General features: G+C 58.9%; 12 protein-coding genes. 7 read left to right on the forward strand and 5 right to left on the reverse strand.

Translation table 11 applies throughout. From position 1 onward, the window contains the following. Positions 1-263: 263 nt before the first annotated feature. Positions 264-1,049 carry a sulfite exporter TauE/SafE family protein gene (locus GIV26_RS01460; RefSeq protein ID WP_054921460.1) on the reverse strand — a complete coding sequence of 262 codons (786 nt, stop codon included), beginning with the start codon at positions 1,047-1,049 and terminating at the stop codon, positions 264-266. Between the two features lie 193 nt (positions 1,050-1,242). Between GIV26_RS01460 and GIV26_RS01465 the strand changes: the two genes are divergently transcribed. The 3 genes from GIV26_RS01465 to GIV26_RS01475 all read left to right on the forward strand — a co-directional run bounded on the left by GIV26_RS01465 (position 1,243) and on the right by GIV26_RS01475 (position 3,052). Beyond that, positions 1,243-1,764 (forward strand): DUF3455 domain-containing protein, encoded by a 522-nt coding sequence (locus tag GIV26_RS01465; protein WP_034127670.1) that lies wholly within the window; start codon positions 1,243-1,245, stop codon positions 1,762-1,764. 86 nt (positions 1,765-1,850) lie between these two features. Next, the gene (locus GIV26_RS01470) at positions 1,851-2,381 is read left to right on the forward strand and encodes a sigma-70 family RNA polymerase sigma factor (RefSeq protein WP_236279347.1); all 531 of its coding nucleotides are present in this window, start codon (positions 1,851-1,853) and stop codon (positions 2,379-2,381) included. Then, on the forward strand, positions 2,378-3,052 hold the full coding sequence (locus tag GIV26_RS01475; RefSeq protein ID WP_236279348.1) for an anti-sigma factor: 675 nt from the start codon (positions 2,378-2,380) through the stop codon (positions 3,050-3,052). Before GIV26_RS01470 ends, GIV26_RS01475 begins: the two co-directional genes overlap by 4 nt. Here GIV26_RS01475 and GIV26_RS01480 read toward each other — a convergent pair whose 3' ends face one another. Both GIV26_RS01480 and GIV26_RS01485 read right to left on the reverse strand, forming a co-directional pair. Then, positions 3,053-4,354: an ATP-binding protein gene (locus tag GIV26_RS01480; RefSeq protein ID WP_054921468.1), complete on the reverse strand. Its 1,302-nt coding sequence runs from the start codon at positions 4,352-4,354 to the stop codon at positions 3,053-3,055. Between the two features lie 3 nt (positions 4,355-4,357). Beyond that, complete coding sequence (locus GIV26_RS01485; RefSeq protein WP_054897465.1) at positions 4,358-5,059, reverse strand: response regulator transcription factor; 702 nt, start codon at positions 5,057-5,059, stop codon at positions 4,358-4,360. A 171-nt stretch (positions 5,060-5,230) separates the two neighbouring features. Between GIV26_RS01485 and GIV26_RS01490 the strand changes: the two genes are divergently transcribed. From GIV26_RS01490 to GIV26_RS01510, 4 genes are all read left to right on the forward strand, one after another. After that, on the forward strand, positions 5,231-6,373 hold the full coding sequence (locus GIV26_RS01490; protein ID WP_034127674.1) for an efflux RND transporter periplasmic adaptor subunit: 1,143 nt from the start codon (positions 5,231-5,233) through the stop codon (positions 6,371-6,373). Between the two features lie 6 nt (positions 6,374-6,379). Further along, a complete protein-coding gene (locus GIV26_RS01495; protein WP_236279349.1) occupies positions 6,380-9,469 on the forward strand; it encodes an efflux RND transporter permease subunit in 3,090 nt (1,029 codons plus the stop codon). Between the two features lie 148 nt (positions 9,470-9,617). Continuing rightward, positions 9,618-10,259, forward strand: a complete 642-nt coding sequence (locus tag GIV26_RS01505; protein WP_054897468.1) for a DUF1345 domain-containing protein — start codon at positions 9,618-9,620, stop codon at positions 10,257-10,259. A gap of 138 nt (positions 10,260-10,397) precedes the next feature. Then, positions 10,398-11,741 carry a hypothetical protein gene (locus tag GIV26_RS01510; protein ID WP_236279350.1) on the forward strand — a complete coding sequence of 448 codons (1,344 nt, stop codon included), beginning with the start codon at positions 10,398-10,400 and terminating at the stop codon, positions 11,739-11,741. A 75-nt stretch (positions 11,742-11,816) separates the two neighbouring features. Here the strand turns inward: GIV26_RS01510 and GIV26_RS01515 are convergent, their stop codons facing one another. Then, on the reverse strand, positions 11,817-14,072 hold the full coding sequence (locus GIV26_RS01515; protein ID WP_306109891.1) for an autotransporter outer membrane beta-barrel domain-containing protein: 2,256 nt from the start codon (positions 14,070-14,072) through the stop codon (positions 11,817-11,819). Between the two features lie 222 nt (positions 14,073-14,294). Next, complete coding sequence (locus GIV26_RS01520; protein ID WP_236279351.1) at positions 14,295-16,289, reverse strand: hypothetical protein; 1,995 nt, start codon at positions 16,287-16,289, stop codon at positions 14,295-14,297. Positions 16,290-16,434 lie beyond the last annotated feature (145 nt).

A 16,434-nucleotide genomic window follows, 5' to 3' on the forward strand; every position in this document is an offset into this window, starting at 1 on the left:
GCCACCTCATGAACGCTACTGGCAGACAGACACTCTTCAATCAGTGATTGCTTGAGTGCTAGGTTGTATTTCGTCATGGAACACCCTCCCGAGGGGGTCAGGTGTCCAACATTCGGGGGGCAGTTCATGTAAGAGCGGAACCCTAAGTGGCCGTTACCGCAGGAATGGATATGTACTCGGTCTGACACCTGTGTCGGCTGTCAGGCCGCTATCGCAGGCAAGCCAGCTCCCACATTTGGAGCGTGGGGTGTCAGGCCACGTGCTCAGAACGCCAACTTATAACCCACCGCCATCAACATCACCGCCAGGCACGGCCGCAGTACCCCGTCGGGAATCCTGCCGGTCATATGGCTGCCAACGTAGATCCCCGGCAGCGACCCCATCAGCAAAAAGCCCAGCAGATGCCAGTCCATGTTCCCCATGCTGGCATGGCCCAGGCCCGCCACTAATGTCAGGGGCACCGCATGGGCGATCTCGGTGCCAACCAGGCGCCGCGTGGCCAGGAACGGGTACAGGATAAACAGCGCCACCGTGCCGAGGGCGCCGGCGCCGATCGAGGTCAGGGCCACCATGGTGCCAAGGATCGCACCTGTCACAACAGTGAGCGCATTCAGATTGCGCGGGCGCAGATGGTAGGAATCGCCAGCATGACGCTGGGCAAAGGCCAACAGGCTTTTCTTGAACAGGATCGCCAGGGCCGTCAGCAGCAATACCACGCCAAGGGCCTGCTTGATCACCGCGTTCATCGCGCTGGGGTCGGTGTGCAGGCTGGCCAGGAACCATAACGTCAGCAACACCGCCGGCACGCTGCCCAGGGTGAGCCAGCCGGTGATGGTCCAGTCGATGTTCTTGTTCTTGCTGTGTACCAGCACACCACCAGACTTGGTGATCGCGGCGTACAGCAGGTCGGTGCCCACCGCAGTGGCTGGGTTGATGCCAAACCACAGCAGGATCGGGGTCATCAGCGAACCGCCGCCCACCCCCGTCATGCCCACGATAAAACCCACGATCAGGCCGGCAACCACGAAACCAATATTACCTACATCCATTCCAGCTACCCGAGGCCTTATAAATTTCTGGCCGCAGGATAGCGATTTTTCTTATAACCACTTATACCGATGCGATCTGAGTTTATGCTTTTTTGGAAATCTTCACTTTTTTCGCAAAGCCCTGCATCCAATGGGCGGGCCTGGGCCGTAGTCATCAACGTAACCCTGCTGTTCTACCCAATGGAGAAACACCATGAACGCTAAAACACTGCTGTGCCTGTCCAGCTTGCTCCTCGCCGCACCGTCGGCGTTTGCCCAGGCGGGCCTGCCGGACAGCATCAAGGTGCCGGATGGCCACAAGGTGGCGATGCAAACCACCGGGGTCGGCGAAATCACCTATGAATGCCGCGACAAGGCCAACGCTGCCGGCCAGACCGAGTGGACCTTCGTCGGCCCCAAAGCCGTATTGAACGACCGTAATGGACAGCAGGTCGGCACCTACTTCGGCCCACCTGCCACATGGCAGGCCAAGGACGGCTCGACCATCACCGGCACGCAATTGGCCGTGGCGCCGTCGAGCCCCGGTAACCTGCCCTATCAACTGGTCAAGGCAAACCCGGCCGAGGGCAAAGGTGCGATGAGTGGCGTGGCGTATATCCAGCGGGTTGCGCTCAAAGGCGGAGTCGCTCCCGCTACGCCATGCACCACCGCGAACAAAGGCGCCAAGGAAGTGGTGAAATACCAGGCGGACTACATCTTCTGGGCCGCCAACTGAGCAAACTCAGCTACGCTGGCCAGGTAGGCGCGAGCAACCTCGCGCCTACCATGCGTAGACGTCTCCTCAGTGGCAGGAATTCTGGTTTGGCTGAACTCATCTTTGATTATGAAGTGTGCCTGTTAGCCTGCGCCCGCGGCGATCATCGCGCCCTGCACCAGCTCTATGAGCAGGACAGCAGCCGCTTGCTCGGTGTGGCGCTGCGCATTACCCGCAACAAGGCCCTGGCCGAGGACATCGTGCATGACGCCTTTATCAAGATCTGGCACGGCGCACGCAGTTTCGACCCCCTGCGAGGCTCCGCACGGGGATGGGTGTTCAGCGTGACTCGCCACCTGGCCCTGGACGTTGTACGCAGCACCGCGCGTGACGTGCCGCTGGACGATCAGTACGAGCCGATGGCAGAGCCTGCCCAGACCGTTGAGTTTGCGGCACGCTCCGGGCAGATCCACCAGTGCCTGGAGCGGCTCGACCCGACACGCCGCACCTGCATCCTGCACGCCTATGTGGACGGTTACTCCCACAGCGAAATTGCGCAAAAACTCAGTACTCCGCTGGGTACCGTCAAAGCCTGGATCAAACGCAGCCTCGCCGCCTTGCGGGAGTGCATGGCATGAACGACAGCCTGGATGAACTGGCCAGTGAATACGTACTGGGGACCCTGCCCGCCGAACAGCGCGCTGAGGTGCAACAACGCCTGGCCCATGATGCGGCACTGCGTGCAGCGGTGGATGCCTGGGAGCAGCGTCTGTTGCCTCTGGTCGCGCTGGCACAACCGGTGCCGCCTTCGGCACAGCTGTGGCGGCGCATTGAACGCCGCATCAAAGCCCCCGAAACGAGCGTGGCGTGGTGGAACCTGCTGGCGTTCTGGCGCGGGCTTTCTGCCGCGGGCCTGATGGCAAGCGTGATGCTGGCGGCTCTATTACTGACGCGCCCGCCCATCACCACACCCAGCTTCGTGGTGGTGCTGATGGCGCCGCAAAGCCAGGCACCGGGCTGGGTGGTGCAGGCCAGTGATAATCAGCAGATCCAATTGATTCCACTGGGGGTGATGGAGATTCCTGCCGACAAAGCCCTGGAGTTCTGGACCAAGGCCGATGGCTGGCAGGGGCCCGTATCCCTGGGGCTGGTCAAGCCGGGGCAGACCTTGTCGGTGCCGCTGGACAAGCTGCCGCCACTGGCGCCGAACCAGTTGTTTGAACTGACGCTGGAAGGACCCAATGGCTCGCCCACCGGCAAACCCACCGGGCCGATCCACGGGATCGGCCGCGCAGTCAAAGTGCTTTGATCACGAAAGGTTAGGTAGCCACACACGAAACCGCGCCCCGCCCAAGGGAGACGCCAAGGCCGTCAAAGTGCCGCCCTGGGCCTCCAGGGCGCGCCGGCTGATCGCCAGGCCCAGGCCAAAGCCACCGGTTGCGCGATCGCGGCTACGGTCCAGGCGGTAGAACGGCTCGAAGATGCGCTCGCGCTGCTCCGCCGGTATGCCGATGCCATCGTCGTCCACCCAGATTTCACAGCCTTTGGGGCATACCCGCACGCCCACCTGGATGCGTTTGTCGCAGTAGCGCGTCGCATTGCGCAGCAGGTTCTGCAAGGCCCTGGCAGTCAGGCGCGGGTCGAGGCTGAAGCGCTCCACGGCACAATCGAGGACCACATCGATGACGATATCGGGGTTCTCCAGCTCATCGTCGACGCTGCCCAACACGCTGTCGATAAACTCGTCGAGCGCCACCTCTACCCGCTCGGGCAATTGCGCCGGGTTTTGCAGGCGGCTGTAAGACAGCAATTCCAGCACCAGCTCATCCAGCTCCCGAATATGCGCCACCAGGCTTTGCAGGCGCTCGCGGCTGGCCGGGGGCAAGTCTTCGGAAAGCGCCAGGGCCAGCCCGAAATCCAGGCGGGTGAGCGGTGTGCGCAGTTCATGGGAGACCGCATTGAGCAAATCGCGCTGCTGGTTCAAGAGGCGCTCGATATCGTCGGCCATGGTGTCGAATACCGCCGCCAGGCCGCCGATGCTGGAGCTGGGTGCGAGCCCCGTACGCGCCTCCAGATGGCCCTTGCCCAATAACGCGGCGGTACTTTTCAAACGCTCCAGGTCACGCCAGTGCGGACGCAGCCACACCAGCAGGCACGCCAGCAAGGCGGCACCGACCAGCACGTTCATCGACCAGTACAGCAGGTTCATGTCCAACGGGTCTGGTGGTACGGTCAGCTTGACCGCGAACTGCTGGTTGATCGGCGAACTGATTTCCTCCATCCAGCCCCATTCGCCCAGGCGGATCACTGGCTTGCCTTGCTCCAGCAGCTGTTCTTCCTCAGGGGTGTAGCGGGCGTCCTGGCGAAGCAACAGTTGCACTTTCAAGGGTGCAAAATCGTGGCTCAACTGGTCGGTCACCTGGGACCAGCGCTCCACCGGTGCGCGCTGGTACTGCTTGACCATGAGTTTTTGCAGGCCGCGGGACTGTTCGATGTTGTAGTCCATGTAGCGGTGTTCGAACAACTGGATCACCAGCTTGGGAATCAGGTAAATCGCCGCACTGTAGGTGACGATGGTGATCAGGTAGAGGCGCAGCAGTACGCGAAACATGATTCAGCATTCCCACTCGGAACGGCTGAACAGATACCCCTTGCCCCACACTGTCTTGATCTTGCGCGCCTCGCCCGCATGGTCGTCGAACTTGCGTCGCAGCTTGGAGATGGCCACGTCCACCGAACGGTCGGTACCGTTGAACTCGATACCGCGCAGGCGTTGCAGGATCTGATCGCGGCTGAGCACTTCGCCGGCATGCCGGGCCAGCACCACCAGCAGGTTGTATTCACCACTGGACAGCTCGACCGCCTGTTCGCGCCAGGTCACGGTGCGTTCGGACAGATCAATGCAGAGGTTGCCCATGACGATCTGGTCGCTGGCCACCTGGGGTTCGGACAGGCTGCTGCGACGCAGCAATGTGCGCACCCGGGCCAGTAATACGCGCGGCTCGCAGGGTTTGGTCACGTAGTCGTCGGCGCCCATCTCAAGCCCCAGAACCTGATCGTGGCTGTCATCGCGGGCGGTCAGCATCAGGATCGGCAGCCCCGCCGAGTCGGCGCGCAGCAAACGGCACACCTGCAGGCCGTCGAGACCCGGCAGCATCAGGTCGAGGATCACCAGGTCCGGCGGGCTAAGGCGTGCACGTTCGCGTACATGATCGCCGCGGCTGAGCACGCTGACGTGGTAGCCATTGCGTTCCAGGTAGCTGGCAATCAGCTCGGAGAGTGCGGCGTCGTCTTCCACCAGGAGGATGTTGGGCATGGTGTTTCCAAATAATGCTGTTTGTTGGTGTGTTGCAGGATTGTGCAAGGATATACGCCCCCGACGCCCTGCGCGCCGTACCTTACACTTCTTCACAGACCCGCTACACAGCTTCACAGCACCACGGCGCAGGTGCCCCTAGGATGCGCCAGTCAATATTGGGATAAGAGCATGTCGAAGAATCTGTTTGCGCCGTTTTGCCTGTTGGCCCTCACACTGGCGCTGAGCGCGTGTGGTCAGTCGGCAGACGAGGCGCCACAAATGCCCCTGGCCAAAGTACGGATCGAAACCCTGCAGGCCAAGCCCCTCTCTATTACCAGCGAACTGAGCGGGCGCATCGCCGCACCGCGTATCGCCGAAGTACGCGCCCGGGTCGCCGGGGTGGTCATGCAACGGGTGTTCAACGAAGGCCACGACGTCAAGCAAGGCGACGTGTTGTTCCGTATTGACCCGGCGCCGTTCAAGGCCGACCTGGACAGTGCCCAGGCCAACCTGAGCAAGGCCGAGGCCAATGCGTTCCAGGCGCGCCTGCAAGAGCAGCGCTACAGCCAACTGGTCGAAGGCAACGCCATCAGCGGCCAGGAGTACGACAACGCCCGCGCCGCCCTGCGCCAGACCAATGCCGAAGTGGCCGCCAACAAGGCCGCCGTCGAGCGTGCCAGGCTGAACCTGGGCTATGCCACCGTGACCGCGCCGATTTCCGGGCGCATCGGCCGCGCCCTGGTGACCGAAGGCGCGCTGGTCGGCCAGAACGAAGCCACGCCGCTGGCGATTATCCAGCAACTGGACCCGATCCACGCCGACCTCACTCAGTCCACCCGTGAGCTGAACGACCTGCGCCGCGCCTTTCGTGCCGGCAGCTTGAAGCAGGTCGGCCAGGACCAGGCCAAGGCCACCTTGATTCAGGACGACGGCAGCCTGTACCCGTTGCCAGGCAAATTGCTCTTCGCTGACATCAGCGTCGACCCGGGCACCGGGCAGATCATCCTGCGCAGCGAGTTCCCCAACCCGGACCTCGACCTGTTACCCGGCAGCTTTGTGCGGGTGCGCGTGGAACAGGCCGTGGACAAACAAGGTATCAGCGTGCCGCAACGCGCCATCACCCGTGACAGCGCCGGTATCCCGATGGTGTTGCTGCTGGACGCCGAACAGACCGTCAGCCAGCAACCGGTGGAGTTGGGTGCGGTGATCGACAACCGCTGGATCGTCACCAGCGGCCTCAAGCCCGGCGACCGCATTATCGTCGAGGGCGTGCAACACGCACGCCCCGGTGAAAAAGTTGAAGTGGACGACAGCCCGCTCGTAAAGGAATAACCCGTCATGCCGCAGTTCTTTATTGACCGCCCGATCTTCGCCTGGGTGGTGGCCCTGTTTATCCTGCTGGCGGGCTTCCTGGCGATCCCGCAATTGCCGGTGGCGCAATACCCCAACGTCGCGCCACCCAAAGTGGAAATCTACGCGGTGTACCCCGGTGCCTCGGCCCAGACCCTGGATGAGAGCGTGGTCAGCCTGATCGAGCAAGAGCTCAACGGCGCCGATCACCTGCTGTATTTCGAATCCCAGAGCAGCCTGGGTTCGGCGACGATCACCGCCACGTTCCAGCCGGGCACCGACCCGGAAATGGCCCAGGTGGATGTGCAGAACCGCCTCAAGGTCGTCGAGCCGCGTCTGCCCCAGGCCGTGACTCAGCAAGGCTTGCAAGTGGAAAAAGTCTCCGCCGGCTTCCTGCTGCTGGTCACATTGACGTCCAACGACGGCAAGCTTGACGACGTGGCGCTCAGTGATTACCTGGCGCGCAACGTGATGAACGAGCTCAAGCGCCTGGACGGGGTCGGCAAGGCCCAGTTGTATGGCGCCGAGCGAGCGATGCGTATCTGGATCGACCCGCAGAAGCTGATCGGTTTCAACCTCACGCCGGCCGACGTCAACGCCGCGATCAGCGCCCAGAACGCCCAGGTCTCAGCGGGCAGCATCGGTGACTTGCCGGGCACCCACACCCAGGAGATCACCGCGGCGGTGCTGGTCAAGGGGCAACTGTCCACTCCGGCGGAGTTTGCCGACATCGTGCTCAAGGCCAACCCCGACGGCTCCACCGTGCGCATCGGCGATGTGGCACGGGTGGAAGTCGGCAGCCAGGAATACCAGTTCTCCACCCGCCTGAACGGCAAGCCGTCCACCGCCGTCAGCGTGCAACTGTCGCCCGGCGCTAATGCATTGAGTACCGCAACGCTGGTGCGGGCGAAAATGGACGAGTTGTCGCGCTACTTCCCTGCCAATGTGGAATACAAGATTCCCTACGACACTTCGCCCTTTGTCAAAGTCTCGATCACCAAGGTGATCTACACCTTGCTGGAGGCGATGGCGCTGGTGTTCGCGGTGATGTTCCTGTTCCTGCAGAACGTGCGCTACACCTTGATTCCCACGCTGGTGGTGCCGATCGCGCTGATGGGCACCTTCGCCACCATGTTGCTGCTGGGCTTCTCGATCAACGTGCTGACCATGTTCGGCATGGTATTGGCGATCGGCATCCTGGTGGACGATGCCATCGTGGTGGTGGAAAACGTCGAGCGCATCATGGCCACCGAAGGCCTGTCGCCCAAAGAGGCGACGAAGAAAGCCATGGGCCAGATCACCGGGGCCATCATCGGTATTACCCTGGTGCTGGTGGCGGTGTTCCTGCCGATGGCCTTCATGCCGGGTTCGGTGGGCGTGATCTACCAGCAGTTCTCACTGTCGATGGCCACCTCGATCCTGTTCTCCGCTTTCCTGGCCCTGACCTTGACCCCGGCACTGTGCGCCACCTTGCTCAAGCCGATTGCCAAGGGCGAGCACCATGCCAAGGGTGGTTTCTTCGGCTGGTTCAACCAGCGCTTTGAGCACCTCACCAACCGTTATGAAGGTTGGGTGGCCTATGCCCTCAAGCGCAGCGGCCGCTATTTGCTGATCTACCTGGTATTACTGGTGGGCATGGGGCTGTTGTTCAGCCGCCTGCCCTCCTCGTTCCTGCCGGTGGAAGACCAGGGCTACACCATCACTGATATCCAGTTGCCGCCGGGCGCCAGCAAGAACCGTACAGTGCAGGTGGCCGAACAGATCGAGGCGCATAACGCAGGCGAGCCTGGGGTGGGTGACACCACCATGATCATGGGCTTCAGCTTCTCGGGTTCCGGGCAAAACGCCGCGCTGGCGTTTACCACGCTCAAGGATTGGTCAGAACGTGGCAGCGATGACTCCGCTTCCTCGATCGCCGATCGCGCGAACATAGCCTTCAGCGAGCTCAAGGACGCGATTGCCTATGCAATCCTGCCGCCACCGGTAGACGGCCTGGGCACTTCCAGTGGTTTCGAGTTCCGTTTGCAGGACCGCGGTGGCGTCGGCCACGCCGGGTTGATGGCCGCACGTACCGAATTGCTGGACGCTGCAGCGAAAAGCCCGATCCTGGCCAACGTGCGTGAAAGCGCCTTGGCTGAAGCACCACAAGTGCAGCTGGAAGTGGACCGCAAGCAGGCCAACGCCCTGGGTGTGTCGTTTGCCGACGTAGGCAACGTGCTGTCGTCGGCGATAGGTTCGGCGTATATCAACGACTTCCCCAACCAGGGCCGTATGCAGCGCGTGGTGGTGCAAGCCGAAGGCGACCAGCGCAGCCAGGTGGCCGACCTGATGAAAATCCACGTGCGCAACAACGCCGGGAAGATGGTGCCGCTCTCAGCCTTCGTCGAAGCCAAGTGGACCCAGGGCCCCACGCAGTTGACCCGTTACAACGGCTACCCGGCCATCGCCATCAGCGGCGAAGCGGCGCCGGGGCACAGCACTGGCGAGGCCATGAACGAAATCCAGCGTCTGGTCAGCCAACTGCCCGCCGGGCTGGGCCAGGAATGGACGGGCTTGTCGTTGCAGGAGCGCTTGTCCGGTTCCCAGGCCCCGCTGCTGTTGGGCCTGTCGCTGCTGATCGTGTTCCTGTGTCTGGCCGCGCTGTATGAAAGCTGGTCGATTCCCACCTCAGTGTTGCTGGTGGTGCCGCTGGGGGTACTGGGTGCGGTGTTGGCCGTGTCGCTACGCGGGATGCCCAACGACGTATTTTTCAAAGTCGGCTTGATCACCATCATCGGCCTGTCGGCGAAGAACGCGATCCTGATCATCGAGTTCGCCAAGGACCTGTATGACCAGGGCGAGGATTTGATCGACGCCACCTTGAAAGCGGCACGGTTGCGACTGCGCCCGATCATCATGACGTCCCTGGCATTCATCCTCGGCGTGGTGCCATTGGCGATTGCTACGGGGGCCAGCTCGGCCAGCCAGCAGGCGATTGGCACCGGTGTGATTGGCGGAATGATCACGGCGACATTGGCGGTGGTGTTTGTGCCGGTGTTCTTCGTGGTGGTGATGAAGCTGGTGCGCAAGCGCCAGTAATGCCCACACTGTAGGAGCGAGCTTGCTCGCGAAGATCGTCAACGATAACGCGGGCCGTCTGGATGCACGCGGTGTTTTGAAGTTTTTCGCGAGCACGCTCGCTCCTACAGGGATAGGCTATGGTTTCCAGCGTTCTTTGTGAGCCACCATGCCCTTCCTCGCCCGCACCCACCCTCGCCTCTCATCCGCCGCCGTACTGGGCCTTGCGGTCGGCCTCCTGGTGCCGGCCGACACCCTTGCCAGCAAAATCCTGATCGGCTGGAACGCCGGGGTCTGGACCTACCTGATACTGATGCTCTGGTTGACCATTCGCGCCAAGGCCGAAGACGTCAAGCGCATCGCCGAAGTCGAAGACGAGAACGCCGGCCTGGTGCTCTTCATGGTGTGCATCGCCGCCATCGCCAGCCTGGCCACCATCACCTTCGAACTGGTGGGCAGCAAGGACCTGGCCACTTCCGAACGTCTGCTGCATTACGCTTTTACCGGGCTGACAGTGATCGGCTCCTGGCTGCTGATCGGGGTGATTTTCAGCGTGCACTACGCCAGGCTCTATTACACCTGGCAAGGCAAGGAGCCGGCGCTGCGCTTTGCCGAGGGCTTGCTCACCCCCAATTATTGGGACTTCTTGTATTTCTCCTTCACCATCGGCGTGGCTGTGCAGACCTCGGACGTGGGTGTTGCCACCCGTAGCTTGCGTAAAGTGGTGCTGGGGCAATCGTTGATCGGGTTTCTGTTCAACACCGCGATCCTGGGGTTCTCTATCAATATTGCGGCAGGGTTGTTTGGCTAGGCCTGGCTAAGCGTATGGGTAAAGAAAACCGACGAATGGACCGGCAAACCTGTTAGTTCTGACAGTTGTGCAGCGCGTGCTTATGGCGCTGAATTGAATCGCTCACAACCAACCCATCCAAGGGCACGGGGCTGATCCATGTCAACACAACCAATGAACAGTAACTTGGTGCTCAATGGCAACTTCGCCCATCGTGAACGCTATTGGAACGTTACTGCCACCGCTCCAGGCCGAGTTGATTTTTCCCGCCAGCATTGCGTGATCACGGGGCGAGGCCGGGCGGAACAAGACATATCGGTTTCCGATACCGCCGCCTACTCCTTCAGCCTATACACGTTGATTACCTATAACGGCGCCGGGTCAGCCCGACTGGTATGGCAGCCCTCGGGGGCGACTGAAACAATCACGCTAACAGGGAACCATGGCTGGACCCATCATGTGAGCACCTTTCGCCCACCTACCGGCACCACCGGCCTGACGCTACAACTGATGGGTAATGCTGGCGACGTCTGGTTCGATAGCCTCCAACTGGTTGAAGACGGCGGCGTGGTCGTCCCTGTCGAGTTGATCCGTAACGGTGATTTCGCCGACAACGGCGATCATTGGATAGCCAACCGGCCAGTGGGCTCCTCCGTGACATTTTCCGGCAACGAGTGCCAGGCAAACCTCGGGGGGTCCATCGAACAAGAGATCGCGATCACACCCGGCCAGACCTATGATTTTTCCATCGATGCCATGACGCCAACCGGAGGGCACGGTTTCGCGATGTTCCATATTGCACCCGGTAACACGCCACAGATAGAACTTCGGGGGGGGGGCGACTGGGATAATTACACGTCGTCGCTGACCATCCCTGCAGGCGTGACTGAGATCACCTTAGAAGTGATAGGCACCACCTTCCTCGTGGTTGACAACCTGTCCCTGAAATCAGCCCCCGTGCCAACGATTAATCAAAACCGCCCTCATCGCACACACACGTACCGCCCATCGCAGGAGAACCGTACCATGAGCAATGCCAATGCCCGAAAAGCTGCCCGCCAGAAATCCGCAGAACGTTTTTTTCAAGGTTCGATCGGAAGCGAGAACTTCAAGGCGGACTTTCGCAAACATGAATTGAAAAACAACTTCTGGCTGGCGGAAGGCGCCATGAAGATACCGCCCACAGAAACGTCAAGACAGGTGGTCATTTTCAAGTACCCCACTACCACGGACTCCGGCCGTTATCAGTTGGAGAAAGACAGTGACGAACATCAGTTAGCCGTCATCCTGATGACCATTAATGAAACGCCCCTCCCGGCTTATCAAGCACATCGAGGCACCGTCGAATTCTTTCATAATTCCGACGACCATACGGTCACGGGCGCACTCGACGTCTATCTTATGGATGTCAACAACCAAGAACTGCGTGTGCAAATGCTGTTCAGCCTCGATAGAACCACGCGGCGCAGACCTACCCGTGTCAATACCGTTCAACCTCGATAAACCCCGGCATGAAAGTCAACGCCCCGAACCTCGGGGCGTTTTCAAGCATCGTTGAAATCCAGTGGCACAGCCTGATTACCAGCTATATCGCACGCCGAAATTTGCCCCCCATGGCTGATCCACGTGCTTGCCTTGGCCGTAGTCAAAATCTGCATGCAATTGCATATTTTGGGACAGTGTCAGGGCGACACCCACTCCGACCTCGACACGAGACCCCGACAGATTATTGTCAAATGTCTGGTTATTGACCGACACCTTGTTGCTCTTGGCAAATTCGTGGGCAACGCCACCACGCAAGTAAGGCTGAAGCATACTGCCGTCATCCAACATAAAGTCGCGGCCTACTGTCACCCCCAACTTGCCCTGCACGGAGTCGGTGTGGCTACCCTTGGCTTTGAGACCATTGTCCAGGCTATAGCTCTTGCCTTGTACTGTAACCACGGACGCTTGGGCGAAAGGCTCGATAAAGAAATCATTATCCAGCTTGATATGACGGCCCGCTTCCACAGACGCACCCAAGGCATTTGTACTGTATTTGCCCTTCGCTTGCCTGCCGTCGCTCAAACCGACAGTGGAATCATTGTTCAAGCGGTTGGCTTTGATGACGCCGTCAAAATAGTAACCACTCTCCTCATCCAACCAAGTGGCATACAGACCTGCGTAGTAACTCTGCACACTACCCGAAGTACCCCGACTGAGATCCAGATCAGAAGTACTATGGCCCGCCATTACCCCCAGCAGCCATTGGCCTTCTCCCAAGGGGGTATCCGCCCCCAAGGAGAACCCGCGCTGGCTTTGTTCATAGGCACCCGCATCACCACCACTGACCTCATATTTATTGCCATAGGCACGCAACCAACCACCGGCTGCGGCGCCGTTATGCCGAATCTCTCCCATGCGGCTACGCAAAGATGTCATCTCGCCATACCACACGGTTGGTGCAGTGTTGAACAAGGCCAATACCGACCGGGTGCCTGGGCTGACAGTGCGATTATTAGGGTCAAGGAACCAATCATTACCGTCTTGCCGGAGGCCATAGGACCAGGCCCCAACATCCACATTACCGCCTACCAGCGCAAACTGTGCGTCACCGCCACCCGTGTGAACGATATGCACATCACCTGGGTTTACCGGTTCTGTACCGCTGCTGGTAAGCAACAGGTCGTGATGGCCGGTTGCGTCACCCGTAATGTTCAGGAAGTCCGTCAGGCCCTGAGCGAAATCAGTGCCCATCACAAAAGTGCCTTGGCCCGACAAGCTCTTGAGGTCAAGTTGATAGAACGCATCGCTATCCCCAAACTTGACCGTGCTATCGGCAAGGCGCAAATCACCCACCTGGCTATTGCCGGTCATGACCCACATGGACTGCTCGCCAAGACTCAACGACGAAACGTTTTCCAGGCGGCCAGTCAATGAGGCGAGATCAGTGAGCTGAAGGTGAGCCTGGCTACCACTGCTGACAACGACATCGCCCTTGAGCTGGCTATTGGCGATATTCATATTCGCCGTCGAGCCGCCTTTGACTTCCAGCAAGTTGCCATTACCACCGGTGAGCGTCGAACCGTTGCGTACCTCGATATTCGCCACCGCACCCTGGCCCCGAGCACCGTCTACGAGCAACGCAGCACCTGTGGTACCGGTGACATGAGAATCGTCCAGGATAAGGGTATTAGGCCCGGGCGCATGCCGGTCAAACGACATTTCAATACCGTTACGTCCGCCTGAAATATTGCTCCCAGACGCCCGTGCCGCCGAGCTCTCCAACCTCAACCCAAAGCTGTCGGCGCCCGTGCCGATTGACTGACTGCGCACCAACTCCAACGCACTGCCACCAGTAACAACTGCACCACCGGTTGCTCCCACCAGGACACTGCCATTGACCGTCGCGGTGGATATATCGGTTGAGTTTGTAAATTTGCTCACCAGTAAACCATGGTAATCGGCACTGGAAATCATACTGTCGTTGATCTGCGCAGTGCTGCTGAGCAGCGTTACGCCAGTTTCGTAAGCCCCGGAAGCAGTGATACGACTGTTATCGACAGCCACATTAGAGCCGTTCTGAGCGACAACCGTCCCCAGGATCGTACTGTCCGCGCTGACATTCAGGTTCGAGGCATTAGCATAAATGGCCTGCGTCCAGCCCCGTATGACGTTAAGCGTGGCATTTTGCAATTCAAAGGTATCGATATAATCATCGTGCCGGATGGTTTCGGTGCCATTTTCGATCAACCGAGCATGAGCATTTGGCGCCAGAAGCAACAAGGTCACAACAGATGGCACCTGCATCATTGCAACCAAGGGTTTTAATTTAAAGTACGAATTGATCTTCACAAGACACCACTCATTTAACAGGCATTCCAGAACGGAACTGTTCGGCCTATTTCCAGAGGGGTGGAGCCAGGCCATTCAAGGCCGCAAAGTTACAGATCAGGCTTACCCTAATATGTAGGATTAATCCGAACATAAGGGTAGAGATGGGGAGATTAGCTGTGTGAAAGTGCAAAGCGCGTGCAGTGCAACCGAAGGGTGCCGAAGCACCCCGCAGTCCGCAGTCTATTGTTCTACCAGGCCGTCTTCCAATGCAGTGGGTGGTTGCTCCTCGCAAAAAAACCCGTTCAAGTCGGTGAACCGTGTACGGGTCCAGGCTCTTACCGAAGGCTGCTCTCCTTCTCCCGGGATCGGCACAAAATAGTGAAAGTCCACCGAATTGCGCGCCGCTGGCCGAAGGGCCGTATAGGGGATCTTTATGTCGAAACCGTTGGAAACCATATCGGGCGTCAGCGGCAACGAGCTTAGGGCCAGTGTATTGCCCAACTGAGTGTCTCCGGTAATGTCACTGAATACGCGGAATTCGCATCGAACGACCATGTGCTCTTGGAAATACACTGTATTACCAGGAACCCTGACCGTCGCCTCGCGAGTCGCTCGATTGAGGTCGGTACACGCCAAAAATGCGGTCGCCTTGACGAACCTTGGCTCTTCCAATACGACTTTGTTGGCCGCCACAACTACATTCTGCGCAAGTGAGCGCTGGGTATTGTCATTAGTCGGCCATCCCAGCGTATAGAACACTGGGAGCGTTCTATTGCCGACTTCACGAATGATTGACCAAGGCACCGTTCGCGTAAGAGTGTCACCGCCCCCTTCGTTCGTCAGTGTCAACTCATCAAACTGGTGGGCCAGATCCCCCCAATACCATTTGATTATCGTACCCGGCGCGGGAAGAGGGGTGCTCCAAAGCACGGTCTCGATAGTCGCGTCCCTATTGAAGTCAGCGTCTGTGAGCTCATTTTCCTTAGTCGGATCAACGCCGAAGACCCGCACGCGCGCGAGCAAACTGTTTTCCGGATCTTCACCCGGAGCAGGGCCAGGCGCAGAAAAATCGACATCAATAGTGTGAGTAGGCGCATCGGTTGATGTCCCATTGCGATCAACAAAATAGTCGATGGTCATGGGAATCTCGCCAGCACCTCCACCGTAATGGGCCAAAAGAGTATCACTGCCGACAGGCAGCATTAACGGGAAAGGCAGATAAAGCTTAACGTCAAAACGTTCCGGAGCCTGCGTGCCGATGGTCAATTCGATTACGTCAATGTCGGTTAAATTATTTTCATATTCTGGAATAGCAATGAAAACCCCGTTTGGCTCATAAAGGTCTTGCAAATCAAGCAGCCCGTCACCAGGAAGAAGCGCCAACGGCACATAGGCTTCCTGCGGATCAGGGGCTGGTGTCAGGTTCAACTCAATTCGCGCAGGTACCGAGTCTTTGCTGACATTCCCTGCAAGATCCCACAGGCGGTAGAACAAGTAGTTCTGCCCTCCTTTATTACCAGTAATCAGGTTCCACGGCAGCGTAAAACTCAACGAGTCGTCCACAGGAAAGGTGTCAATAGGCTCAGACAGCTGTGAAGAAAATTCCGATGAAAAAAAGACTTCGATATCATCACCGGCGCGCCGAGAGATGGGATAGTCGCGAAATGTACATTCCATCCCGGCTGGGTGATCGTCCACATCCTGCTCAGTAATTTCACCTTTCGACTCCAAATAAGCAGGGAACAAGGGCGCTGCCGGGTGCCTGGGGTCTTCTGGCGGGGTAAGGTCGACCTCCAGGGGAGCACCTCTTAACAATCCCGTCTGCGAGTTACCTTCATGAATGACATAGCCGACCTCATGCTCCCCTTCCACCAAACGGGCCGCCGGAATATCACGGGTGAACGGTTGACCAATAGGTTGGTGGCCAGGAAAAGCTGGATTAAAGTCTACAATGTACATCGGCGCCCCCCAGTTCGTTGCGCCTTTACCGCGCATATGCACTGCGAGTCTGGTGATTGCCGGGTCAATGCCTTCGTCATCTGCAAACTGCCCAATATCGAAGGTTACAGTAAGCGGTTTCTTCGACGCCTCCTTAGTAATCAACCCATCATTATTCAACGCATCAAACGTGGGCAGGGGCATCGCCAGCACACCCGCTCTGCGCTGGCACAGCAGTTCTTTATTGGCCTTGCGCGATGCAATGGCGGCCTTTTGTTTCTTACTCAACGTTGCCATCTGTATTCTCCTTTTGCACTGAGTAACACCAAGACAATCGAACAAACACATGCCTTCGAAACAAGACACGTTTCAAATAGAACAACTGTTGCGCTGCCACTGCCAAACGCTGCAACTTACATCGACGACCAACTACTCAAGTCGG

This window comes from Pseudomonas sp. PA-1-3F (assembly GCF_021609665.1).
Classification (GTDB): Bacteria; Pseudomonadota; Gammaproteobacteria; order Pseudomonadales; family Pseudomonadaceae; genus Aquipseudomonas; species Aquipseudomonas paracarnis.

Coding starts and splice junctions, on each gene's coding strand:
- GIV26_RS01465 (WP_034127670.1), top strand. CDS start 1,243: ATGAACGCTAAAACACTGCTGTGCCTGTCCAGCTTGCTCCTCGCCGCA.
- GIV26_RS01505 (WP_054897468.1), top strand. CDS start 9,618: ATGCCCTTCCTCGCCCGCACCCACCCTCGCCTCTCATCCGCCGCCGTA.
- GIV26_RS01490 (WP_034127674.1), top strand. CDS start 5,231: ATGTCGAAGAATCTGTTTGCGCCGTTTTGCCTGTTGGCCCTCACACTG.
- GIV26_RS01495 (WP_236279349.1), top strand. CDS start 6,380: ATGCCGCAGTTCTTTATTGACCGCCCGATCTTCGCCTGGGTGGTGGCC.
- GIV26_RS01480 (WP_054921468.1), bottom strand. CDS start 4,354: ATGTTTCGCGTACTGCTGCGCCTCTACCTGATCACCATCGTCACCTAC.
- GIV26_RS01460 (WP_054921460.1), bottom strand. CDS start 1,049: ATGGATGTAGGTAATATTGGTTTCGTGGTTGCCGGCCTGATCGTGGGT.
- GIV26_RS01475 (WP_236279348.1), top strand. CDS start 2,378: ATGAACGACAGCCTGGATGAACTGGCCAGTGAATACGTACTGGGGACC.
- GIV26_RS01520 (WP_236279351.1), bottom strand. CDS start 16,289: ATGGCAACGTTGAGTAAGAAACAAAAGGCCGCCATTGCATCGCGCAAG.
- GIV26_RS01510 (WP_236279350.1), top strand. CDS start 10,398: ATGTCAACACAACCAATGAACAGTAACTTGGTGCTCAATGGCAACTTC.
- GIV26_RS01485 (WP_054897465.1), bottom strand. CDS start 5,059: ATGCCCAACATCCTCCTGGTGGAAGACGACGCCGCACTCTCCGAGCTG.